Below are 23,295 nucleotides of genomic sequence, written 5' to 3' on the forward strand. Positions count from 1 at the left end.
CGGGCCTGCGTGCTTGCACGCCCGCAAGTTCTCACGTGATCGCCGGCGCTGCGAGACAGCCGCGCGTCCTCCATCCGCTCGCGGGCGCTTAGTCGATTGCTCCCGGGCCGTCGCTTATTGATAAATCGGAGCCAAAATGAGCATCTATAGTGGGCCCGTCTTCGAGATGGCTTCACGACAGTTCACCGTGATTGCCGATCATCTGGCAATTCCCATCGACGAACGCAGCCGCTTGCTTCTTCCCAAGCGCGCCATCTCGGTTTCTTGCCCCATCCATTGTGATGACGGGTCGATCTCCGTATTCGAGGGCTATCGAGTCCAGCATCACCTTACACTCGGGCCGACCAAGGGAGGAACGCGCTTTGCCGCTAGTGTTGATATCGGCGAAGTCGCCGCCCTCGCGATTTGGATGAGCTGGAAATGCGCACTGGTCGGACTACCCTATGGCGGCGCGAAGGGCGGTATTCGTGTCGATCCAGCGAAGATTTCCCACCGAGAGCTTGAGGCGCTCTCGCGCCGCTATATGCAGGAGATGATTCCGTTCGTGGGTCCGCACGTCGACGTCATGGCTCCCGATATGGGCACCAACGAGCAAGTGATGGCGTGGTTCATGGACACGTATTCCATGTACCAGGGGCGTACCGTAACGGAGATCGTAACCGGCAAGCCTGTTGGCGCGGGAGGCACCTTAGGGCGTCGGGAGGCGACAGGACGCGGCGTCGCCCATCTGGCCAAACGAGTTTTGAAGGATCTGTCGATCGACTGGTCGACGGCGACCGCGGTGGTTCAAGGCTTCGGCAACGTCGGCTCGTACGCGGCACTGGAGTTGAGCAGGAGCGGCGTCAAGATAGTAGGTGTCGGCGACCACACGGGCGCATTTTACGACCGTGCAGGCCTCAACGTCACACAGTTGATCCGTCATGCGGCGAGGCACGGAAGTCTGTCTGATTATCACGAAGCGCCCCGTCTCGATCCAGCCGAGCTCCTGCAGCTTCCTTGCGACGTCCTTGTGCCAGCAGCCATGGAGCGGGTGATCGATGATCGCGTGGCGCGGGATCTGCGATGTCGCGTGCTTGCTGAGGGCGCCAACGGCCCGACCACTCCGGAGGCTGATCTGGTCCTAGAGAGGCGCCGCAACGAGATATTCCTCATACCGGATATTCTCTGTAACTCGGGCGGCGTGATCGTGAGTTATTTCGAGTGGCTTCAAGACCTCCAGCAATTGTTCTGGGAAGAAGAAGAGGTTATGCGGAGGGAATATCAGATCCTCGATCGCGCATTCAACGATATGGTTACCCGCGCCGCTCGTGACAACGTCTCTCATCGAACCGCCGCCATGGCCATAGGTGTCGAACGAGTGCGGGCAGCGAAAACGACCCGAGGGCTTTTCCCATAATAAGCTCACCATTCTTCGCTAACGGCGAGCGGCACTCTGCCCATCCTCATCTCACGAAAATGCCGAGACCTTTGAAGGCCTCGGCGAGTCAGGGAGGAAACGCCTCATGCGAGGCCGAGATCTAAAGCGCACGCGGCGAACTCTTTGTAAACTCGTTTCTGCCGAAAGCCGCCCTCGCGGTGGGCGAACACTGGCTGATTATGTCCGCAGGGGGCCGGCATCTCCGCCGATTTCGGCGAATCGAGACCTAGTAGACCTCGCTATGTCCGCTATTAGTCTCTGCACCAGATCTGATACGGGACGATCGACCGGGAGGCAGACCACAAGATTGCGTTGGGCCCAGTTATCCGACAACTCGACAGCCCGCGCTCCTGCGTCCTTCACCGAAGAAGAGATGACGCTTACTGGGACGACGGCAACGCCGGCGCCCGCAGCCACCATGCGGCAAACACTTTCAAACCCTCGCAAACGTATGCGGATGACCAGCTCTCGACCGAGCCTTCGCGCATGATCGGCGAGATATGTCTGAATGGATGCCTGCTCATCTAGGCCGATGAAGTGCTCGTTCAACACCTCGGCGAACCCTATTGAGGTGTAGTCGGCGAGCCAATGCCCCGGAGGAACCAGTACGACAAGGCGGTCCACTCCGAATGGCTCCGTTCGCAGCCCTTCAAACTGCGCATTCTCGGCGGCAATTCCGAGGTCTGCTTCACCCGCTCTTACCGCCACCGCGATGAGATCCGACGTCTGCTCCTGGAGATCGACCGTCACGTCGGGATGCCGGGCGAGATAGCTCGCCAAGACATCCGGAAGGAAGCTTGCGATGGCATTCGAATTGGCCCGCATCCGTATCAGGCCCCGTTCGCGCTTTCTCCACGATCGGACCGCCCCGCTCAGCCGCTCTGCCTGCATAAGTATGCTGCGGGCGTGCCCGGCGAACTCCAGTCCCGCTGAGGTCGGTCGTGTCCCTTTGACCGTACGCTCGAACAACTGCAGGCCAGCCCGCTCCTCTAGCGATTTCATGCGTTCGGACAGCGCAGAAACAGAGAGGTTGGCATGTCTGGCTGCCGCGGCAAGCCCACCTCTGTCCACGACGAGCACAAGCAGCCGCAGATCCACCAGATCGAAATGCATGCCTTTCTCCAACTCCGAATGCTGTTGCTGGATAATACGACTGTTGGTCCACCAGCGATATCCAATAGGTTCGACCAGAACGAGAGGTCTAGATGGTTGACGGACACGACTACCAGGAATGGATCGGGCGCACAGTAACCCAGGAAGACATGGTGACAGCCAGTCCGATTGAGCGTCTGGATGCGACCCTCGAAACCGACCACCAGCTCTATTCAACGGGGGTTGCGCTGCCTCCGCTGGCCCACTGGTTGTATTTTCTACCTAACGAACGGCAATCGACATTAGGGCCTGACGGGCATCCCAAGCGCGGGGGCTTTCTTCCTCCCATCCATGACCTTCCCCGGCGGATGTGGGCGGGCAGCAGGCTCACCTTTAAGAGCCCGCTGCGCGTGGGCATGCATGTCAAGCGGACATCGACGATCGAAAGCGTGACGTCCAAACAAGGTACGACCGGCCCTCTGGTGTTCGTCACGGTAGGGCACGCCGTCCACGACGAGAACGGCCATCTACTTCTGACGGACCATCACGACATTGTCTATCGAGATGTCACAGCGCCCGCCGACAGAGCGAGATCAACTGCACCGAAAGGACCATGGCATCGCAGCATCGTGCCGGATACCGTCATGCTGTTTCGCTATTCGGCTCTCACGTTCAACGGCCATCGTATTCACTATGACCGAACGTACGTCTTTGCGGTGGAAGGTTATCCAGGCCTGATCGTCCATGGTCCGCTCATTGCTACTCTCCTGATCGATCTCGTTAGGCGCAGTCTCCCTTCCTCAGTGGTGGTGAAGGCATATTCCTTCCGCGCGGTGTCGCCGCTTTTCGACGGCAGCGAACTTCATCTGAATGGCAGTCCGCCGGACGAAACCGGAAAAATCCTGCTGTGGGCCACGAACGATCGGGACGAGCTTATCATGAAGGCGGAAGCTACAATCTAAGGTCGGAGGTGTCGTGACGCGGCCACTGGACGGGGTATTGGTCATCGCAATCGAGCAGGCAATCGCGGCTCCCTATTGCACGCGTCAGCTTGCCGACCTCGGCGCCCGAGTCATAAAGATCGAACGGCCCGATGGTGGCGACTTTGCTCGGGCCTATGATACGCGTGCGCGTGGTCTTGCCAGTCATTTCGTCTGGACCAATCGGTCGAAAGAGAGCGTCACCTTCGACCTGAAACGGCCGGGAGCGTTGGAAGCCGTGCAACGGCTCATCGCGCACGCAGACGTGTTTGTGCAAAATCTTGCTCCAGGGGCAGCTGCCCGCCTAGGGCTCGCCGATGGCGTGCTGCGCTCCACATACAAGCAGCTGATTACTTGCAACATATCTGGATACGGTCCGAATGGGCCGTGGGAGAAGCGCAAAGCATACGATCTACTGATTCAGGCGGAGGCCGGCTTTTTGTCAACGACCGGCACGCCGGACGCCGTTGCAAAGGCCGGCATCTCGATTGCTGACATCGCTGCGGGCACAATGGCTTTTCAGGGCATTTTGGCCTGCTTGCTGCGTCGAGCCAAAAGCGGACAGGGCGATCATGTCGAAGTCTCGATGCTGGAGGCCATGGTGGAATGGATGGGATATCCGCTTTACTATGCGATGGACGGAGCACAACCTCCGGCTCGGGCGGGAGCTGGCCATGCCACGATCTTCCCATATGGGCCCTACGAAACTGCTGATGGCATGGTACTTTTCGGACTTCAAAATGATCGCGAGTGGGCCGCGTTCACGACGATCGTCTTACAACGGCCCGAGTGGGCCAGCGAAGCACGCTTTAAGGGCAATGCGGGCCGGATGAAAGAGCGAGCTGAGATCGATGCCGTCATCTGTGACACGTTCCGCAAGCTGCCGTCGAACGAAGCCATCTCGCGCCTCGAGACCGCCGGGATCGGTACGGCTCGCGTGAATGACATGTCCGCCGTGTGGGATCATCCGCAACTGCGCAGCCGCAAGCGCTGGGCTTATATCGAAACCCCGGCGGGCCCGATGCCATCTTTGCGACCAATTAGCGGTGAGTCCTGGCAGCCGCGTATGGACCCGGTGCCGTCCCTCGGACAACATACCGAGGCCGTCTTGAAGGAATTCGGTCTGACCGAGTTCCGCGAGAGCTGATATCTTCCTGGGACCCGAGCCCGAAGTCATCGACTCGATCGGACGCGATCTCGCACTGCACGAATTCGCCCAAGGCTGCCCGCCTTTGATGCGTGCTCGATTGCACATTAGGTTCGACGGGCCGTCGCCTATCACGCTCACCGTCGATCGGACGAGGCGCGCCGTCGAAGGATGTCTTCCAAGGAGTGGATGCTAAGGCGCGCGTCCCGAAAGGACGCGTCCTTCAATACCACCGAGTGAAGCTCGGTGTTCAACCGGATACCCTCTGCGCGCAGGTCTGCCAAGGCCGAAAGCATGCGCTCGATACACTCCGAACGATCCTCGCCCCTAGCGATCACCTTGGCTATCAAGGAGTCGTAGTGTGAAGGGACTTCCGAACCTGCCACGATATGGGTATCGACCCGAATTCCCGGTCCGCCCGGAGCCAGCCAGCTCTCAACACGACCAGGAGAAGGAATGCCGTCGAAAGGATGTTCCGCATTGATCCGGCACTCAATAGCATGGCCTCTGCAGGTGACCTCGGATTGACGAAGTCCGAGCGGCTCGCCCAATGCCACCCGAATCTGCTCGCGCACGATATCGATGCCGCTGGTTTCCTCGGTTATTGGATGTTCGACCTGTATGCGCGTATTCATCTCGATGAAAGCGAATATCCCGTCCTGGTAGAGAAATTCGAAGGTGCCTACGCCGCGATAGCCGATCGCCCGGCAAGCGGCTACACAGCGCTCCCCAAGTTCGGCGATATTGGCCTCAGGCACGCCTGGCGGCGGCGCCTCTTCAATTAATTTCTGGTGGCGGCGCTGCATCGAGCAGTCGCGGGCGCCGAGCCATACTCCCTCGCCTCCCCCATCGCAGATGACCTGGATCTCGACGTGCCTCGGGTGCTCCAAAAATTTCTCCAGGTAGATCGTCGGATTGGCAAATGCCCGCCTCGCCTCCTCCCGCGTGGCTCCGATCGCTTGGTGGAGACTTGCGCTGTCTCGTACGATCCGCATGCCGCGACCGCCGCCGCCGCCCGCCGCCTTAATGATAAGAGGGTACCCAACCTCGGTCGCACACGCTTGGCAGAGCTGCGGATCATCGGGAAGCGCGCCATGACTTCCCGCAACGCAAGGCACGCCGAGCTCGCGCATTTTCGCCTTCGCGGCGATCTTATCCCCCATTAGCCGGACAACATCGGAGGTCGGACCAATGAAGATGAGCCCAGCGCCTTCGACCGCTTCCGCGAAGTCTCCGTTCTCCGACAAGAACCCGTATCCGGGGTGAATTGCGTCGGCACCAACGGCGGCTGCTGCGAGCATCACCGCCCCAATATCCAGATAGCTCGTATCTGCCGCCGCGCCGCCGATGCAGACCGCTCGATCGGCAAGAGCAAGGTAAGCCGCCCCTCGATCTGCCTCGGAGCAGACAGCGATTGTTCGCAGCCCCAGCGTCCGACACGCGCGAATGATCCGGAGCGCTATCTCGCCTCGATTAGCGATCAATATGGACCGCACCGACATTACGCCGCAAGCTCCGTTAGCGGAACGATACGTCCTCCGCCGTCTTCGACCACCGTCCTTACGGCTCTCGCGATTTCCACAGCGCCCGGAGTATCGCTATGGACCAGGACACATTTTGCGTCGACCTTGATCCGCTTTCCCGACACGGACGTGATAGTCCCGTCATCGAGGAACTGGCTCATTCTCCTCGCAACCTCGGTCAGATCGGTGATAAGTGCGCCCGGATGTCGCCGATTAACCAAGCGAGCCTCGTCGTCGTATGCCCGGTCAGCAAAGATCTTGCCTACCACCCGCAATCCGAGCGACTTCGCGAATGTGCCTGCGTGACTCTTGACCGAAGCCGCGATGATCAGATCCCTGTCGAACGCCGCGAACACTTCGAGAATCTTCTCGATATATTCCTTGTTTTCCTGTGCCATCTGGCCCAGGGCGCCATGGGTCCCCGCGTGGGTAACCTTGTAGCCATTGACCTTCGCGATAGCAGAAAGCGCACCCAGTTGATAAAGCGCATGCTTCTGCATGTCACGCGGATCGATCTTCATCGGGATACGCCCGAAACCGAGTATGTCCGGCAGCCCGACATGTGCGCCGAGAGCTACGCCGTTCTCTTTCGCTGCCTCGACCATGCGCGTCATGATGACCGCATCGCCCGCGTGAAAGCCGCAAGCGACGTTCGCTGATGAGACCAGCTTCATCAGCGCCTCGTCGTCTCCCATCCTCCAACGGCCAAGGCCTTCGCCAAGATCAGAATTGAGATCAATCTCCATGGGTGCTCCTTTCGGCAGGACCTTCGTTTCAGCCCGATGCCATTATGCGGTATAGCGTCGTTCCGTATTCGACGTCGCTCTCACTGCGGCAGACCTGCTCGATCACACGACCGGCGACGGGCGCGATCACCGGCCTGAAGATTGGTCCGATAGCGATCACCCCGAGCAAGTCACCTTCTTGAACGTGATCTCCTACGGTCGTCGCCTCTCCCAACGGGTGTCTATTCGAGAACCTACCCACAGCAGGAGCCCGAACGAACGTGGCTGCGTCGGTCCGCTCGACGCCAGCCAGCTCTAGCGCTCTCGTCCCCACCATTTTGCGGTTGTGCCGGCCCAGAGAGAGGCGGATCGAACTCTCTCCGCGTTGCGCCTCCAACTCTTTCACGCCTGCCCGTTTCATTTGGGCGATCAACTCCGCTAATTCCCAAGACTCGATGCTCATGGGAGCTTCGCTCGCGGGGAACACCTACAAAACTTTGCCAACCGTCGGATCTCCTCGATGTAGCTGCGCGTCACCCTCTCGACATCGCGAGCTTCGGCGAAGCTGCACCGAACGAAGTGAAGACACTGGCCTGGCCTTGCTTGCCCAATCCGCCAAAGATCGGGCTCGATGACGACACCAATCTTCGGGTAACCGCCCGCAGAGTTACCGTCCGCCAGTTGTATCACCGGATCACCGGAAGGCGGCACCTGAATGACGCCAGGTACGATCGGGTGCGACCTCATTTCCACGTCATGCGTCCGGCACAGTGTCGCGCCCGTAAGATGATAGCCCATCCGGCTGCTTTTCGTGGAAATCGTCCAAGGTGTGGTCCAAAAGGCGGTTTTGGAGGATTCGTCGAACAGGTCGTACTCCGATGCCGTAATGACGCGGAGGATGACTCCCCCCGGGCTGCTGCCCGCCCACGTCGCCGACGGCAGCTCAGACAAGGCTGGACTGGCGCCATATCCTCCTAAATCCCGCAGAGTGACCGGAGCGGCGTGCCCTACCTCCAATTGGTCTCCGGCCTTAAGCGAGCGCCCTTCAAAGCCGCCGAAGCCATCGCGCAGCTGCGTACTGCGAGATCCGAGTATTACGGGAACTTCGACGCCACCGGCGATCGCCAAATACGTCCGCAAACCGTCCACCGGCTCGGACACCACAAGCTTTTGGCCGCCGCGAGCCGGCGTCACCCACCAAGGAAGTACCGCCACGCCATCGAGCTTTGCACGAGCTGTCGCGCCTGTAAGCACAAAAAGAGTGTCAGAATGAAACTTCACCGCGAACGGATACAATTGCAGTTCGATGGCGGCCGCGTTCTCCTCGTTTCCCAAAAGCGCATTGGCCGCCGCCAAGGCCACGTGATCCATCGCCCCGGATCGTCCAATCCCAAATCCTCGAAAGCCGACACGGCCGTCATCCTGCACGGAGTTGAGCGGCGGAGTCTGAACAACCTCAATCATCTCTCTATGCGCTCCACGCGGAAGCGAATTCGATCACCGACATCGAGAAGATTTGGCGGATTGCGACTTAGATCAAACGGCACCGGCGCCTCCGGTACGTGCCCGATGACGTACCAGCCGGTCGGAAACGTCGGTGGCCCACCGGCGCCGCGAGGATTTCCAAGATTTGATTGCCCGCCCCCGATCGTCACATTTCCCCCAAACGGACGCACCACGGGCACCTTTCTTCGAGGTGTGAAGAGACGTGGGTCTAAACCGAAGAGATAGCCGAATCCCGGCGTCGTGGAGGGCGCGAACACGACATATTCCGGAGTGGAATGCAGCTTTACGACGGTCTCCGGATCGATACCGTGATGAGCAGCCAGTTCACCAAGGTCCATGCCGCGATCGCCTCCATAAACGACACCAACCTCAAGAAGCTTCCCTTGTGGACCGCCCGGTTCAACTTTCCTCCAGCTCTCCAGAAGTCTCGATGCAAGTGCTTCCGGATCGGCCTTCGAAGAGTCGAACAGGACGAGAAGATTATTCATACCGACTTGAGTATCGACAACCACGTCCCATTGACCGACCTGCTTGCTAAGAGTCCAGATACGCTCCTGTGTGGGTAGACACATCGGCCCCTCCGCATCGAACAAGAGCGCCGCACTTCCGCACAAGCTCACCTGCGGGTTTGCAAACTCTATCGGCCTGGAAGGCTTCATGTCGCTTCGCCATCGCTACTGGTATTGCTATTGCACTTCACCTTGAACAATGGCCGTTCGGCCTGCACTTCCACTCCGTTTTCCACCAATATTTGCTCGATTACACCGGCTGTCGGAGCGAGCAGTGGAGTGAAGAGCTTCATCGCTTCGATGATGCCGACCTGCTGACCTGTGGAGATCCGGCTTCCAACTACTACGAAAGGTTCGGCACCCGGCGCGGGCGCGCGATGGAAAATGCCCTGCATTGAAGCGCAGACGAACGACGTCGTTTCGTCGACGGCTTCGTTCGACACGGTCGCATCAACTGGCGGATCGGAAGGCGCCGCCCCATGCATTTCCTGCCTACCCTGTGCGGCCGCAAACATCGTGATCTTTACGCGCAAGTCTCCGTCGGATGCTTCCAGCTCCTCGACCCCTGATCCATGCATCAAGCCAATGAGCTTTGAGATCATCTTGAAGTCTTCGCTTTTCATGGCTCCTTTTCGTCTCCAAGACTCATCTTCTTGCGTCGCAAACGTCGAAGCCATTCAGCCATCGATCCTCGATGGAGCTGCGTGCCAGCCATATGCTGGGCAACACTAAAAACAGTTCGCCAAAACAACGCCAATAACAAAAGTACCTACTTTCATGCATATGATGCATATAGCCCCGGCTGACGGCAGCTTCTTTTTTCCGCCGTCAAGCACCTCCTGTCGGAAGAGACCGGACGCCTTCTACACAGCAGCCGTTGCTATCGCCGGCCTGGCCCTCCCTCGGCCTCAGCAAACGCCTCCAAGCCAACCAACCTCTGCACAGCGATCAGTACAAAGACGGTTGCTCCGATCAACATCGTCGAAATTGCCGATATAATCGGACTTGCGTCCTCCTGTATCGCGGCAAAAATCTTGACTGGCAGAGTTGTGGCGTCGGGTCCGATTAGGAAGAGCGTCACGGTCGACTCGTCGAACGAAATGATAAAACTGAAGATGAGTGCCGTGACAATGCCCGGCCGCATCAGTGGAAGAATAACCTTGAAGAACATCACGACGGGCGTCGCGCCCAGATTCATCGCCGCCTCCTCGACATCCTTCTCAAGGCTCCGCATGTTGTTCAGGATCGGTCGATAAGCGAAGGGTAACGCTAGGATTGTATGGGCCAGCACAATGCCGCTATACGTTCCATTCCAGCCGAGCGATCCGATCACGGTCAGCATCACGACACCCATTGCGGCGTGCGGCAATACCAGCGGCACCAAAATCATGAACTCGAATGATGCGCGGCCCCAAAAATGGCGGCGCGCGGTCACCAATGCGGTTGTCAGCGCTAGGGCAGTGCTCGCCACCGCGACAACAAAAGCAATGACGACGCTGTCGGCCGCCGTTAAAATCCACTCGTCGCTACTGAAGAATTGACTGTACCACTTCAGTGAAGGCTGGCTGAGCGGAACTTCGATGAATCCCGACTCGAAGAATGAGGACAGCACCACGACCACAATCGGTGCGAGCAAAAAGGCGAGCACTAGGACGGCGACTATGCGGCAAGCGACTTTCATCCTACCTCCCTAAGAGGCCGCACTTTTCTTCGCACGAGCCTCGAGTAGCTGCAGAGGCAGCACGACCGCCAGGGCAGCGACGCAAAGAATCATCGCTAGCGCCGCGGCCTTCGGAAAATTGAAGAGTTGAAAGACATCTTGATAAATTTGCGCACCAAGCATCTTGTCACGCATGCTGCCGAGCAACAGAGGAGTGACCACCGATCCCATTGACATCAGAAACACGATGATGCTGCCCGTCACGATCCCAGGAAAGCTCAACGGCAACAGTACCCTGCGGAACGTTTCAAACGGTCCCGCGCCGAGACTGGCTGCCGCCTCCTCCAGTGATTTGTCCAGCCGGATCAGAACTGTCACTATCGCAAGGATCATGAAGGGTGAGAATACATGAACCAGCCCGATCACGATGGCGGTCGGACTGAACAGGATTTCTAATGGACCCGCGATCAGGCCTGATGACATCAACGCCTGGCTAATGACCCCTTTCTTGCCCAGGATCACTATCCAGCCGTACGTTCGCACGACGACGCTTACCAACCAGGGCATCATCAGAATGATGAGAAAGATGTCGCGCCTTCCCGGATATCGCGCGATCCAGTAGGCAGTGGGATAGCTTATCAGGAGCGAAATCGAGGTCGTGAGACCGGCCAACCAAATCGTTCGATAAAGAGTCTCAATGTAATCTTTACGCGCCAAGACTGCCTGGTATTGCGCGAAGCTCAATTCGTTGTTCGACGTGAACGAGCCGACCACGAGTGAGATGACACCGATCGCCAGAAGCATCAACGGTACGCTAGTTGGAACGAGAAGAAGAAATTGGGAGTCGACTTTTACCGGCCGCGCCTTGAACAACATTCCGCTGCCGCTGTGCCGCCGGGTCGTCCTCTCAGTTCCGACATCCGTCATTGACCCGCCGCTTTCCAATTTATTGCTTACTTGACCTGAGAGTAGATTTGTTCGACCAAATTGACCCGCTTCTCCTGGTTCGCGGCAAGCACCGAACAGTCTGGCTGGTAAAGTTTCGAACGCAACGATTGCGGCGAACCAACCTCCTTGAGCTGTTCCTGGCTAAGCGCGGCAGTTTGATTGAGCGGTAGGAAGCCAGACGCATCAAGCATGGCCAATTCTGGTGCTGGCCTTAAAGCATAGTTTATCCAGGCTTTCACGGCGTCCAGATTCTTCGCGCCTTTCGGCACGATCAAGAAATATGACAGCAGCAATCCTCCTTCGGAGGGTATTGTGATATCGACGTTCTTTACACCGGAAGCCCGCATGGTCCAGACGCGGCTCGAATAGTAGGCTCCCGCCGTGACCTCTCCGCGCGACAGCAGGGCATTCATCTGAGCAGTGGAGTTCGTGACAGTCAGAGCATTACGCGCGATCGACGTAAGCAGAGGAATGCCGGGCTGAATGTTGTTTTCGTCGCCCCCTCCGACTTTCGCAAAGAGAACCAAATCATTGGGAGCAGCATAGATCGGCCGGGCGATAGCGACTTTATCCTTGAATTTCGGGTCGGCCAATGCCCGCCAGGACTCGAAGTCTGACGCTTTTGCCTGATCGCTGTTGAATGCGGCCCCGTAATACTGAAAGTAGATGCCGAAAGCGTAAACTTCGCCGTTCTGGTCTATCAGATAGGACGACTTCTCGAAATTAGCCAGTTCGGGGAAGTCTTCCTTCTTAAAGCTTTCCAGCAATCCATCCTTTTGGAGATTTGCGGCGTTGTAGCAGGTGCCCAGTGCGACGTTGAACTGAGGTTTTCTCGCTTGGGCTCTTAACGTCGGCTCCGGATCCGACCAGTCGCGGATCTTGACCACGATACCGGACGACGCGGAGAACGGCTTGCCGACTTTCTCTCGCCACATCTCGCTGTTGCCTCCTCCCCAGGTGCCCATGACAACTTCTCCGTCGGCGGCGCACGCAACCGTCGTCGAAAGGCTGAACAAGCTCAGGGCCATCAATAGACCGGCAGCGTGCTTCACTTCCGCACCTCCTTGTTCGCGAAAACGATGGCGTCCTCCAAATCCCATGCCAACTTGACCTGAGTTCCCGGAAGCAGGCCTTGCTGCTGCACATGCCGGGCCGTCGTATCCACCACCACGACCTTGTCGTCGACCACAACGCTTTGACGGACGGTCGCGCCCATATAGATGTTCGCCACGATCTGGCCGACCATAAGACAACTGTTACCCCACACTTCGCGTCCCACACGTACGTTCTCGGGACGAATCGATATCGCGACTTCTGCGCCGATTTTCATCTCTGGAGTTGCCACTATCAGAGCGTCGGCCGAGACCTCGCTCAGGTGCAGACTCGCACCGTTTTTCTCGAGAGACTGCACGTGGCCGACGAAGATGTTGATATCCCCGAGGAAGCCTCCGACGAATGCATTCTTCGGGTTCTCGTAGACCTCACGCGCGCTGCCCAATTGTTCGAGCTTTCCATGATTGAAAACGGCTATCCGATCCGACAGGATCATCGCCTCTTCCTGATCATGAGTCACGAATACGAATGTTGTGCCGACTTGGTGCTGGATACGCTTCAATTCGATCTGCATCTGGCGGCGCAGCTTGAAGTCCAGTGCACCGAAGGGCTCATCCAGCAGGAGAACGGACGGGCCAGTGACCAGCGCGCGCGCCAGGGCCACGCGTTGACGTTGACCGCCCGATATCTGTTGTATCCGACGTCGTCCGAGCTCGCTCAGATCCACCAACGCGAGCGCCTCGCGTACTCTTGCTACGATTTCGTCGCGTTTGACCTTTTTCACCGCCAGCCCGAAGGCGATGTTCTCCTCGACAGTAAGGTGCGGAAATAGCGCCAAACCTTGGAAGACCAAGCCGACGGGACGCCGATAAGGCGCAACGCCCGTCATCACATGGCCGCCGATCTTGATTGATCCCGCGTCCGGCTGCTCGAACCCCGCGATCATGCGCAAGGTCGTTGATTTACCGCAGCCTGACGGTCCCAAAAATGTCAAAAATTCGCCCTGCTTGACCGTCAATGACAAGTTGTCGACGATCGAGTTATCTCCAAATCGTTTCGACACTTCGATGATTTCGAGCGCGGCCACTCTATCCGCGTCGGAATCGATCGAGCATGCTGGCGGTTCGACGATCCTGACGGCGCGGTTAGGCATTGCTCAACTCGAATACCGGTGCTTCTTGTGGCCGCCGCTCCTTGAACAGGCGGCCTACCCCCGTTGAGGTGACATCGATCTTCATCCTTCGGAGTGCCGCCCAAAGAGAGGCTTGGTTCGAGGTGACAACCGGCAGGTTCAATTCCCTTTCCAATCGGTCGATTTGATCCATCACCAGCAAATTGGTGCAACTGACAAACACGGCGTCACACCTTGAAATGACCTCACGGCTTGAGAGCACCTTGGAGGCAACGTCCGCCGACGAGATGGTCAGGATCTGTCGTCCATCTGCGCAAAAGAAGGAATCGACGGCCTCCACGCCGAAGCCATAGTGCTGCAGAAAGAGGGCCTCTTCCTTGTTGATTAGATCCGGATAGGGAGTGAGCATGAATACTCTGGTCGCCCGAACGGCCTTCAAGGCTTCGATGACGGCTGTTGAAGTGGTGACAGCGGGAATTCCGGTCAACATCGTGATGCGGTCGGCTAGCTTGGCTTCGTTGCCTAGCCCCTCTAGGAAGCTGGCACTCGTACATCCGTAAACTATCACCTCCGGATTCGCCTGTGCGAGATCCGAGGCCGCTCGATCCAACGAGTTGGCCATAGCGAGCTGCGCTTCCTTCGCTATAGCGGTGCCGGGTTTGGTGAGCCTGTTGTGATTGAGCTTGACATTGGGAGGAACGTAGGACGGTAGCTCGGTTTCCATAGCCACATTTATCGGCGGCGCGAGGATACCTATCCGTCGAATGGCGGCCATTACTTCCTCCCTTGTCGATCGCTTTGAGGCTAGCCATTTGGTAGTATTATTTCAAGCTACCAAATACCTCGACTTTCGTGGAGGCGGTTTTGCAAGACCAGCTCAGCGGCCAGCTCGATGAGTTGATCTTGGCGGTTCGCCCGTTTGGCCGCGATACAGAACGCTGGTTAGAGAGCTCATGCGGCCCTGGAGCAATGATGACATCATGTCGCAGATCTCCATTTCGCATCACGGACCCGATGAACCGCAAAACGATATGAGCTGCTCGAATGTGGTCCGACATCGCTCCACACGTATTGTCAGGGCAGCGAGCTGCATCAACTCAGTCGACTGCATGCCCGGGCTATGCGGACACAGGCCTCCTTTAAGGTTTCGTCCGCAGTAGCATATGAGATTCTGAAGTGGGGCGATAAGCCATAGGCCGCTCCGTGCACCACCGCCACCCCTTCGGCATCGAGGAGATACTTGCAAAAGTCCTTGTCATCGGCAAGGACGGTTCCGTCCGGGGTCCGCTTTCCGATCAGGTCGCGGCAGGAGGGGAAGACGTAAAAGGCGCCGGACGGCTTGTCGCAAGCCAACCCGGGCACGGACGCGAGTCCTTCCAGAACCAGATTGCGCCGTCGTTGATATTTCTCTGCTCGCTCTCGAAGCCCCTCTTGCGGCCCGTTCAAAGCCTCGACGGCCGCAGCTTGGCTGATGGACGATGGATTGGCCGTGGCCTGAGATTGCAATTTCGCCATTTGGGATATCAACTTCGCCGGACCCGCGGCATAACCGATGCGCCAACCCGTCATACAATAGGCCTTCGAGACGCCATTGACGACCAGGGTTCGCTCCGCGACGGACTGATCGATCGCCGCCGGCGTACAATATTCGAGCCCGTCATAGACAAGATGCTCGTATATGTCGTCGCTAAGGAGCCAGACGTGCGGATTTCTTCGCAATACATCGATGATTGGCTCCAGCTCCCTGCGCGTGTATACGGCCCCCGTGGGATTAGAAGGCGAGTTCAAGAGGAGCCACCGAGTCCTCGACGTGATCGCACGTTCCAAATCGATCGGATCGAGCTTGAAGTTCCTCGCCGCCGGGCAAGCGACGATTTTGGGTACCCCACCGAAGAACGACACCATTTCCGGGTACGACACCCAGTACGGAGCCGGGATGATGACCTCGTCTCCGTGATCCAACGTCGCCGCCAACGCATTGAATAAGATTTGTTTGGCGCCGTTGGCGACCGAAATTTGACTGACCTTGTAGGAGAGGCCGTTCTCACGCGCGAATTTCTTCGCAATTGTCTCTTTCAGGACTGCCGTACCATCCGTGTTGGTATACTTCGTCTCGCCCCTCTTCATGGCGGCGAGCGCAGCCTGCACGACATTATCGGGTGTGTCGAAGTCGGGTTCACCCTGGGTCAGATTGAGAATTGTTCGCCCCTGAGCCTGCAATTCCCGCACTCGCTGGGCCGCAGCACCACTCTGCGACGGTTGAATTCGATTCACGCGTGCGGCAAACTCGGAGCGGTTGGACGCAGACGCGGCGTCGAAGACTGTCATTGGTAGTTCCTCTCGTCGTTGTCATCTGCCGGATGTGCAGCAGGCCATTCGCGAGCCGATTTCGATTTCAAACCTATCGGCGCAGGAGCGGCCCCCTCATCGATATCGTCCGGATGCACAGGTAATCGCGTCCGTAAAACGGTCCGCACACGCTGGATCAGATTTGCCGGTCTCTCGATCTCGTATGTGCAGAACACCGTTCGCAATCTCGAAATACGATCCATGCAACGTGAGCTGCTTGCGACCTACGCGATCGCACACCACGGAAAACTCATTAGATTGAGCAAGGACTGATCGATCGCAGCCAGCTCCAAGTCGGTGTGATCGTCGTCCAGGCCGCCGCAACACGGCCAGCTCTGTGCGCCACCGGGACCAGACGTTGCATCCATGGAGTCGTGAAGCTTTCTGGTGAGGCCGATACCTTGCCTTTGGCATAAGCGGGGACGCCCCACACCGGGCGTGACCGAGCACAACCAGAGCAGCCCCGGCGGCGTGGAATTCTCCCTCGACACCGAAGGGCGGTACGCGCTGCAACGTTTCTGATGACGAAGATTTCCTCGGGTCTCGCATTGAATATCAATTCGGGTGAAACGCGGCTGTCGCAACATCCGATCACCAGGGCTTCCGGTGACTGCCCCGCGCGCGGCCAATGAATCGAACCTTTGTCGTTCCTGAGGAAAGCGGTCCAACATGAAAGCGGCGTAGCCCTGCATCAATTGTGCGGGAAAGCTCGACACGTCACTGGACATTCCGGATCCTACCACCGATGAGCAATTGCTGTCGGCCTGGCCACAGCGGACAGGATTGACCGATCGCTTATGGGGCCAAATTATCAATCACGCCTCGCCACGACGCCAATTACTAAAGCGCCTGCAACCATGCATGACGAGAATAATCTCGAAATTCGCTGTCGCGGTTGCACTTCAAACCCAAACGCGGCGTCAACTTGGCACGGCTGACGCCATTCCGGTCGGCGCCTAGCTGCCGACGGTATTTCCGAGCGCCTTGATGTTAATCGGCTCTTACAATGCGCTCCGCAAATCAGCTCATCCCGTGCTTGCCTTTGTAGGGCGAGGGTTCAGGCGACTTCCAACCATTCAGCGCGCCCTTCGCGGGACGAAGGATTTCCACCTTCAGGGGATAGCACTTGGGGGTCTGCCCTGGGACCCGCGGCCCACAGTCGCCGCCGGGACAGGCGGATAGCGCACCAAGGAGATTGATCTCCGCGAAGAATTCGATGAAGTCGCCTGGACGAACCGGGCTTGCCTTTTTGATATACTCGTGACTTTCGACATCGAAGCCTGTGCACATAAAGACGTTCATGACGTCGTGCACGTAGCCCTCGGCTTCCTTCGCCGAAATCTTTCTGAAGGCAGATAGGGCTCGAACGAGATTGGAATGGCAACAGTGATCGTAATCTTCACCGGTTATCATTCTTCTCGTGTAAGGGTCGCAGCGTGTTCCGATCACATCGTGAATTCCACAACCATCGGAATCCCACCCATACCATCCCAGACTGTCGTAAGTGATAGTCGCCATCGGCCTCAGGTATGGCATGCTGCTCCACAGGCGATCACCAGTAGAAATGTGCGTCGCATGAATCGCCCGCGTCTTACCGCTGTAGAAGTGTTCAGAAAGATTGTCGCTATTCCAAAGATTAAAATCACCAACCTGCGATCCCTCCACGCTCACGATCCGAAAGAGGTGCCCGGCAGGCACTTCGAACGCGCCGCCATCCCGAGCAGGGATCGTCAACTCCGACACTTTCTCAGCACCGGACCCAACGTTCTGGTAGAATTCCATATCGAGCGCCGGAATTTGTCCGACGGCGTAGACCGTTTCTTTGCGCGCCGACCGGCGAGTCTGAGCATTCTCCGGCTCGGGCATCGAAATGGATCTGGAAGTCATTTGAGTGTCTCCTAAGAGGAATTCGACTGCTGAGACTAAGATCGTCAGGCGTCCAGGACCGACTTTAGAAACGCCTGGGTTCTCGCGCTTTTCGGTTGAGAAAAGAACTGGTACGGCTCTCCTTCCTCGACAATTCGGCCGTGATCGAAGAAGCAAACCCTGTCGGCGATCTCTCGCGCGAAGGACATCTGATGCGTTACCATGATAACCGTCAGTTCCTTTTGGTGAGTCAGCTCCCGAATGACCGCTAGCACCTCGCCAACGAGTTCAGGATCGAGCGCCGAGGTCACCTCGTCGAATAGGAGTATTTTCGGTCTCATCGCCATTGCTCTCGCGATCGCAACCCTTTGTTGCTGACCGCCTGACATCCTCGCAGGGTAGTAGTCGCACCGATCTTCCAGTCCCACCCTTCGAAGCAGCTCCTTTCCGAGGCTCACGGCTTTCTCCTTCGGCATCTTGAGGACGCGAATCGGTCCCTCGGTCACGTTTTCAAGCGCCGTAAGGTGAGGAAAAAGATTAAAGCTCTGAAAGACCATGCCGACATCGCTCCGAATCGTACGTGTTTGCCGGGCCGATGCTTGGCGTGCTGCGCCGGTCGAATCGCACGACCACAACTCACGGCCGCAGATAGAGACACTGCCTCTGTCGATTCCCTCCAATGTCATGAGAACCCTGAGGAGAGTTGATTTTCCCGATCCACTCGGACCGATGACCACAAGCTTTTCACCCTGTCCGACTTCGAGATTTAGGTCATTTAGGACCGTGGACGCCCCAAAACGTTTTGTAACGTTCCTTAGCTGTACTGAGAACGGTCCGGCCGACATTACCGCCATCCCTTCTGGGACAGTCGCTCGAGCCTGTTGATGAGAAACGCGCCGGCAATGCTGAGGACGAGAAACATTATCCCAACCATCGTTATGGGTTCAAAGTACTGAAACCGCCTGGCTCCTTCCGCCTGAGCAACGGCCATGAGTTCCCAAACGGATATGGATGCGAGCAGCGGCGTGTCCTTCAGCATGTAGACGAAGTAACTTCCGGCATTTGGAATGATGAATGGGATCATCTGTGGAACAATGATCCGCCGATATGTGTCGAACGTTGAGAGATTTATGGATGTTGATGCCTCCCATTGCCCGGCCGGAACACCGATCATTGCGGCACGGTAGACCTCGGCCATATACGCACTGTAGTGCAAGCCGAGAGCAATGACGCCGGTCACCAGCGGGCTGATCACGACGCCTGCCGAAGGCCCCACGAAGTACAGAAAATAGATCAGGACCAGGAGCGGCACCCCTCTTGCGAATTCGACGTAGCCGCGAACTAAGATTTTGGTCAGACGGTGCTTAGCGCTGTACAGCGCAAAGAGAAGGAGGCCGCCAAGCAGGGAGGCGATAAAACCGAGGACGGCGGCGAGCAATGTGGTTTGCGCCGCGACCACGAGTTGCGGAAGCAACTCCCAGGCATATTGGAAATCGACCTTCATGCCGACCAGCCCCTGGTTGCGCCGTGCGTTGGCTTACCCTGCCATAACCCGAGACGTCGCTCTGCGTACGCGATTGCCGCTCCTATCAATTGCGCCGCAGCCACATAGAAGATCATGACAACGAGATAGATCGGCACGGTCTGAAAGGTTCTGATATTGAGAGAGTAGGCTTCAAAAGTCAGTTCCGGAACGGTCGCCAAGGCGGCAACCGAGGTGGCTTTCAATACCAGGATGCTGAGGTTACCGAGAGGTGGTATCATCGACAGCATTGCTTGAGGAAGAATGATCCGGCGCATCATCATTGATGGCACCATATTGATCGCCAAGGCGGCGTCATACTGGCCCCGCGGGATAGCGCCGATCGCCGTCCTGACGACCTCAGCTCCATAAGCCCCGAAGCACATGCCTATGGCGAGTGTGGCCGCCCAAAAGGCGGAAATCGCAACCCCGAAGAACGGCAAAACAAAGTAGAGCCAGAACAGGACGACCACCAGAGATATGCCCCTGAAGATCTCGACATAGAGCAAACTGATGGTTCGGATCCACCAGCTCTTGGATGTCCTGGCGATACCGAAAACGAGCGCGCAAGCGAACATCAATACTGTCGAGAGCGCGTAAAGGGCCATCGTCGTTACCGCACCAGAAAGGAGCAGCCATCTACCCTCGTAGAGCGCCGACATCTGTCACCGTCCGCTTCGGGCACGAGTCCTACTGCTTACAAAGAGTATCGAGCTTGACGTCGGCCGCCGGCACTTCGTTCTGCGTCATGCCGTACTTTTTCAGGATCTCAACATATTCCGAAGAATGCACGATCTTGAGCATCTCGGCATTAAATGCGTCCCGAAGCTCCGAATCCTCCTTACGGAAGGCAAATGCGCCGTAGTCTTGCTTCGGCTTGCCATCTATGAGCAGGCCCGTGTATGGTTCGGCGACTTCCAGGGTCGGATCGTTCTTTGCGTTCCAGCGTGCAGTTACCGATATAAGCAATGCCCCGTCGATCCTGCCCGCTTTCAGGCTCGCGACATTGGAGGGGATGTCCGGAAAACGCGTGATTTGGCTATCCTTCACGCCGGCCTTGACTGCATTCTGTGTCGGCTGGCCACTTATGTTGCCACCAACCTTGATGTCCTCGTGTTTGACGATGTCGTCAAGACTATGGATTTGCTTGGGATTGCCTTTGCGAACGAGAAGACCTTCCTGAACGGTGAAGTTGGGCTCGGTGAAGAGAACCTGAAGGCAGCGCGCGGGAAGGATATAGAGTCCGGTCGCGATAAAATCGAAACGTTTGGCTTGAAGTCCCGGGATGAGCGATCCGAACGCAACCACCGTTCCTTCGATCCGCTCTACTCCAAGGCGGTTGAATGCGAGCTTTGCGAGATCGTAGTCTGACCCGGCCAATGATCCATCGGCCTGCTTGAACGCGAAGGGCGGCTCGTTGCTGAAGCCGAGGGTAAGGCCGCTCTTCTTTGCGTCGTCCAGCCTGGCACCGGCAAAACTCGATGACGAGAAAGTCAGGAAAGCGAGTGCTAGAAAAATATGCAAAGTTCGTAGCATGTGTTTCCTCATCTGTCTCGAATGCGTCGCCATTGACACACCGGCATCTCTTTTGGCTTCTGCTCAGTTTGGATTGAGCCAGACTCGCATCCTACATATCTGAAGGGTTATTCGGAACCGCAGCAATTCAATTAGCGTAATGGATGCATTACTTGCTGTAATATCGAGGACGCGCGACTTGCCGGATCCTCCCGATTCCTCAGGAAAACGTGGTCAAGTTGGCTGTGCGTACCGCCGCGACCCGCGCGTCTACAGCACTGCACGGAAGAAGTGCAATTTATCGAATTGTTTGCCCTTGCACGAATTCGAACCGCCCCATCAAATTCTCCAGAGTGCTCCTCACGATTTCGGAAAACCGGACCGCCTGCGCCGTCTTCTTCGAATGGCGCGGATAGACGAAAGCATAGTTGAGCCTTGCCGACGTCTTGCAAGGGCGAACCACGACATCTCGCTCTGCTAGCAGCGCTGCGCTGAATGGATCCGATATCGACACACCCATTCCGGCTCCCACCATTTGGCACGCGATGAACGCCGACGACACTTCAACCCAAATGTTCGCGGCAAGGCCAGCTTGTACGTACATTCCATCAACGATCTGCCGCAACAACGTCGTCCGGTCCAGCGCAATAAAACGGTCCTCGATCAGATCACTGGGGAGAATCGTCTTATTCGCCGCAAGTGGATGATCGGGATGAAGCACCGCAACGGGAACCAATTCGGCGAAGGAATGCGACGTCAACATTTCAAATTGAGTCGGGAGCATTACTATCCCAACGTCGAACCTAAGTCCCGAAGCCCAACGTTCGACTTCGCGTCTTTCCCTGACTTCCAAAGAAATCGAAACACTCGGAAACTCCTTCGAAAATTGGGCCAGTGCCGGCACGAGTAGACTTCGGGCGAGTTGTGGCATTGCCACGATCCGAAGGCGACCGCCTCGATTGGCGCGGATTTCTTTGCCGATGCGGGTAAGATCGTCGATATCCAGCAGGATACGCTCGCATTCCCGCGAGAAGGCTTCTCCTTGAGGAGTCGGAACCAGGCGCCCACCAAGCCGGTTGAAGAGCTTGAATCCCAGCTCCGCTTCAAGGGCAGACAGCGAACGGCTTACCGCTGGTTGGGTCAAATGAAGTCGAGTTGCGGCCCCGGTGACCGAACCGGTCACGATTACACTATGCAGCGCGCGCAACTTTTGAAGGTTCAAAGCCAACTCCCCCTTAAGATTGCTGCTCCTTGCAGGCGCGCGAAACACGCCGGCGAAGCGTGCCAATCGCCGCGACAGACGCGTTAGATCTTTTCTTCTTTCAGCTTGGATTTTTTCTCAACTCGACTCGCGGTAAGCCCTAGAAGGCTTTCCAGCGCCGCAACTTGCGGTGCGGGAAGATACTTCCTTCGAAGCTCGATAATAGCGGGGCCGAACGTCTTCTGGATCGGTTGCCCGAACATTTCGAATATTTCCGCGAAGTAGATCTCGTGCCGCAATAGGGAGTCAGCAAGATTAACTATCGGCTTATTTCGCGTGTAGGAGCCGCCTTGCGCACGAATCTCCGCCACCAGAGCTTCTTCGAAATCCACTGTAAGGGTTACAAGATGCGGTGCGATTCCCACGGGAATGCCGTTTCCCTCGTGGAGATAAGTTCGCGACTTCGCACCGAATTGAAACTTCTCGACTTGAGTCCCGAAAAGGATGATGAGAATCGCAACCCCGCGGTCTGCAGCACGTCGAAGCGCGTCGCGGTGCGGCAGCAGTATTTTCTCTTCTGTTTTTACCCAAATGTGTGATTTCGCTCCGTCGATCATAGCCTCCATCTTGGCGGCGATCGCGTCCTCGCCGTTAATGGTCCATACGTAGCCACCGTCGTTGGACTGTGAAACAGCCGGAATCGTTCGGATCAACTTTGCGCAGCGCTTGCTCGTCGCTGTCGCAATTCGCTCAAACAGAACCTTGGGCGCTACCGCCACATACCGCAGTGGAGTTTCGGAGATCGGTTGAGCCGCCTCCTTCTTTGCCAGACTCTCGAGGACAGAATATGCGTTCGCCTTGGGTAAGCCTGCAAGTTTGGCTACTTCGTAGGCAGTCGCCTGCGAAAGCTCATAGAGCGCGAGGTAGGCACGCGCTTCGTACTCGCTAAAACCCAGAGCGAGCAAGTCTGGCATCAACTCACTTAGATTAGCTTGCTTATCGCCGCTCACCCGATTTTTCCTGATTTGAGCCAAGCAGCGCCCCCACCCGTCGACAAGAAGTGCTTTGCCTCAGTTGATCAATTCGCCTTCGAAGCTTGATTGTCACGCCCTAGCTGACCATTCCGACGTAGCTCCTTGCCGCTCGACGC

The 23,295-nt window shown here is 57.2% G+C and carries 24 protein-coding genes; 3 read left to right on the forward strand and 21 right to left on the reverse strand.

Annotation, left to right across the window (positions count from 1 at the left end):
- Positions 1-136 precede the first annotated feature (136 nt).
- On the forward strand, positions 137-1,396 hold the full coding sequence (locus X265_RS39620; protein ID WP_128929663.1) for a Glu/Leu/Phe/Val family dehydrogenase: 1,260 nt from the start codon (positions 137-139) through the stop codon (positions 1,394-1,396).
- Between the two features lie 198 nt (positions 1,397-1,594).
- Here X265_RS39620 and X265_RS39625 read toward each other — a convergent pair whose 3' ends face one another.
- A complete protein-coding gene (locus tag X265_RS39625; RefSeq protein ID WP_128929664.1) occupies positions 1,595-2,530 on the reverse strand; it encodes a LysR substrate-binding domain-containing protein in 936 nt (311 codons plus the stop codon).
- Between the two features lie 92 nt (positions 2,531-2,622).
- On the opposite strand from X265_RS39625, the gene X265_RS39630 reads away from it, so the two are divergent.
- Positions 2,623-3,471, forward strand: a complete 849-nt coding sequence (locus tag X265_RS39630; protein ID WP_128929665.1) for an HTD2 family dehydratase — start codon at positions 2,623-2,625, stop codon at positions 3,469-3,471.
- 13 nt (positions 3,472-3,484) lie between these two features.
- Complete coding sequence (locus X265_RS39635) at positions 3,485-4,636, forward strand: CaiB/BaiF CoA transferase family protein (protein ID WP_128929666.1); 1,152 nt, start codon at positions 3,485-3,487, stop codon at positions 4,634-4,636.
- A gap of 137 nt (positions 4,637-4,773) precedes the next feature.
- On the opposite strand, the gene X265_RS39640 is transcribed toward X265_RS39635, so the two are convergent.
- The 20 genes from X265_RS39640 to X265_RS39735 all read right to left on the reverse strand — a co-directional run bounded on the left by X265_RS39640 (position 4,774) and on the right by X265_RS39735 (position 23,155).
- Positions 4,774-6,138, reverse strand: coding sequence for an acetyl-CoA carboxylase biotin carboxylase subunit (locus X265_RS39640; protein ID WP_128929667.1), 1,365 nt, complete (start codon positions 6,136-6,138; stop codon positions 4,774-4,776).
- Complete coding sequence (locus tag X265_RS39645; protein WP_128929668.1) at positions 6,138-6,905, reverse strand: LamB/YcsF family protein; 768 nt, start codon at positions 6,903-6,905, stop codon at positions 6,138-6,140. The genes X265_RS39640 and X265_RS39645 overlap by 1 nt, the downstream gene beginning before the upstream one ends.
- 28 nt (positions 6,906-6,933) lie before the next feature.
- On the reverse strand, positions 6,934-7,347 hold the full coding sequence (locus tag X265_RS39650; RefSeq protein WP_128929669.1) for an acetyl-CoA carboxylase biotin carboxyl carrier protein: 414 nt from the start codon (positions 7,345-7,347) through the stop codon (positions 6,934-6,936).
- Positions 7,344-8,348, reverse strand: a complete 1,005-nt coding sequence (locus X265_RS39655; protein WP_128929670.1) for a 5-oxoprolinase subunit C family protein — start codon at positions 8,346-8,348, stop codon at positions 7,344-7,346. Before X265_RS39655 ends, X265_RS39650 begins: the two co-directional genes overlap by 4 nt.
- Complete coding sequence (locus X265_RS39660) at positions 8,345-9,049, reverse strand: 5-oxoprolinase subunit B family protein (RefSeq protein ID WP_128929671.1); 705 nt, start codon at positions 9,047-9,049, stop codon at positions 8,345-8,347. The genes X265_RS39655 and X265_RS39660 overlap by 4 nt, the downstream gene beginning before the upstream one ends.
- The gene (locus X265_RS39665) at positions 9,046-9,522 is read right to left on the reverse strand and encodes an acetyl-CoA carboxylase biotin carboxyl carrier protein (RefSeq protein WP_164933834.1); all 477 of its coding nucleotides are present in this window, start codon (positions 9,520-9,522) and stop codon (positions 9,046-9,048) included. The genes X265_RS39660 and X265_RS39665 overlap by 4 nt, the downstream gene beginning before the upstream one ends.
- Before the next feature lie 257 nt (positions 9,523-9,779).
- Entirely contained in the window at positions 9,780-10,580 is an 801-nt protein-coding gene (locus X265_RS39670; protein ID WP_128929673.1) for an ABC transporter permease, read from the reverse strand.
- Between the two features lie 9 nt (positions 10,581-10,589).
- Positions 10,590-11,486: an ABC transporter permease gene (locus X265_RS39675; protein WP_206733165.1), complete on the reverse strand. Its 897-nt coding sequence runs from the start codon at positions 11,484-11,486 to the stop codon at positions 10,590-10,592.
- A gap of 26 nt (positions 11,487-11,512) precedes the next feature.
- Positions 11,513-12,559 carry an extracellular solute-binding protein gene (locus X265_RS39680; protein ID WP_164933833.1) on the reverse strand — a complete coding sequence of 349 codons (1,047 nt, stop codon included), beginning with the start codon at positions 12,557-12,559 and terminating at the stop codon, positions 11,513-11,515.
- Positions 12,556-13,713, reverse strand: coding sequence for an ABC transporter ATP-binding protein (locus X265_RS39685; RefSeq protein ID WP_128929675.1), 1,158 nt, complete (start codon positions 13,711-13,713; stop codon positions 12,556-12,558). Before X265_RS39685 ends, X265_RS39680 begins: the two co-directional genes overlap by 4 nt.
- Complete coding sequence (locus X265_RS39690) at positions 13,706-14,467, reverse strand: maleate cis-trans isomerase family protein (protein ID WP_128929676.1); 762 nt, start codon at positions 14,465-14,467, stop codon at positions 13,706-13,708. Before X265_RS39690 ends, X265_RS39685 begins: the two co-directional genes overlap by 8 nt.
- A gap of 317 nt (positions 14,468-14,784) precedes the next feature.
- Complete coding sequence (locus X265_RS39695) at positions 14,785-16,020, reverse strand: pyridoxal phosphate-dependent aminotransferase (RefSeq protein WP_128929677.1); 1,236 nt, start codon at positions 16,018-16,020, stop codon at positions 14,785-14,787.
- Positions 16,021-16,265: 245 nt separating this feature from the next.
- Entirely contained in the window at positions 16,266-16,769 is a 504-nt protein-coding gene (locus X265_RS39700) for a hypothetical protein (protein ID WP_283814997.1), read from the reverse strand.
- Between the two features lie 292 nt (positions 16,770-17,061).
- Positions 17,062-17,928 carry an urea carboxylase-associated family protein gene (locus tag X265_RS39705; RefSeq protein ID WP_128929678.1) on the reverse strand — a complete coding sequence of 289 codons (867 nt, stop codon included), beginning with the start codon at positions 17,926-17,928 and terminating at the stop codon, positions 17,062-17,064.
- Between the two features lie 44 nt (positions 17,929-17,972).
- Positions 17,973-18,761 carry an ectoine/hydroxyectoine ABC transporter ATP-binding protein EhuA gene (ehuA, locus tag X265_RS39710; protein ID WP_128929679.1) on the reverse strand — a complete coding sequence of 263 codons (789 nt, stop codon included), beginning with the start codon at positions 18,759-18,761 and terminating at the stop codon, positions 17,973-17,975.
- Positions 18,752-19,411 carry an ectoine/hydroxyectoine ABC transporter permease subunit EhuD gene (gene ehuD, locus X265_RS39715; RefSeq protein ID WP_128955088.1) on the reverse strand — a complete coding sequence of 220 codons (660 nt, stop codon included), beginning with the start codon at positions 19,409-19,411 and terminating at the stop codon, positions 18,752-18,754. The genes ehuA and ehuD overlap by 10 nt, the downstream gene beginning before the upstream one ends.
- A complete protein-coding gene (locus X265_RS39720; protein ID WP_128929681.1) occupies positions 19,408-20,091 on the reverse strand; it encodes an amino acid ABC transporter permease in 684 nt (227 codons plus the stop codon). The genes ehuD and X265_RS39720 overlap by 4 nt, the downstream gene beginning before the upstream one ends.
- Before the next feature lie 28 nt (positions 20,092-20,119).
- Positions 20,120-20,965, reverse strand: a complete 846-nt coding sequence (gene ehuB, locus X265_RS39725; RefSeq protein WP_164933832.1) for an ectoine/hydroxyectoine ABC transporter substrate-binding protein EhuB — start codon at positions 20,963-20,965, stop codon at positions 20,120-20,122.
- Positions 20,966-21,242: 277 nt separating this feature from the next.
- Entirely contained in the window at positions 21,243-22,166 is a 924-nt protein-coding gene (locus X265_RS39730; protein WP_128929683.1) for a LysR family transcriptional regulator, read from the reverse strand.
- 83 nt (positions 22,167-22,249) lie between these two features.
- The gene (locus tag X265_RS39735; RefSeq protein WP_206733164.1) at positions 22,250-23,155 is read right to left on the reverse strand and encodes a TrmB family transcriptional regulator; all 906 of its coding nucleotides are present in this window, start codon (positions 23,153-23,155) and stop codon (positions 22,250-22,252) included.
- Between the last annotated feature and the right edge of the window lie 140 nt (positions 23,156-23,295).

Origin of the sequence: Bradyrhizobium guangdongense (genome assembly GCF_004114975.1) — a bacterium.
In the GTDB taxonomy this organism is placed as follows: Bacteria; Pseudomonadota; Alphaproteobacteria; order Rhizobiales; family Xanthobacteraceae; genus Bradyrhizobium; species Bradyrhizobium guangdongense.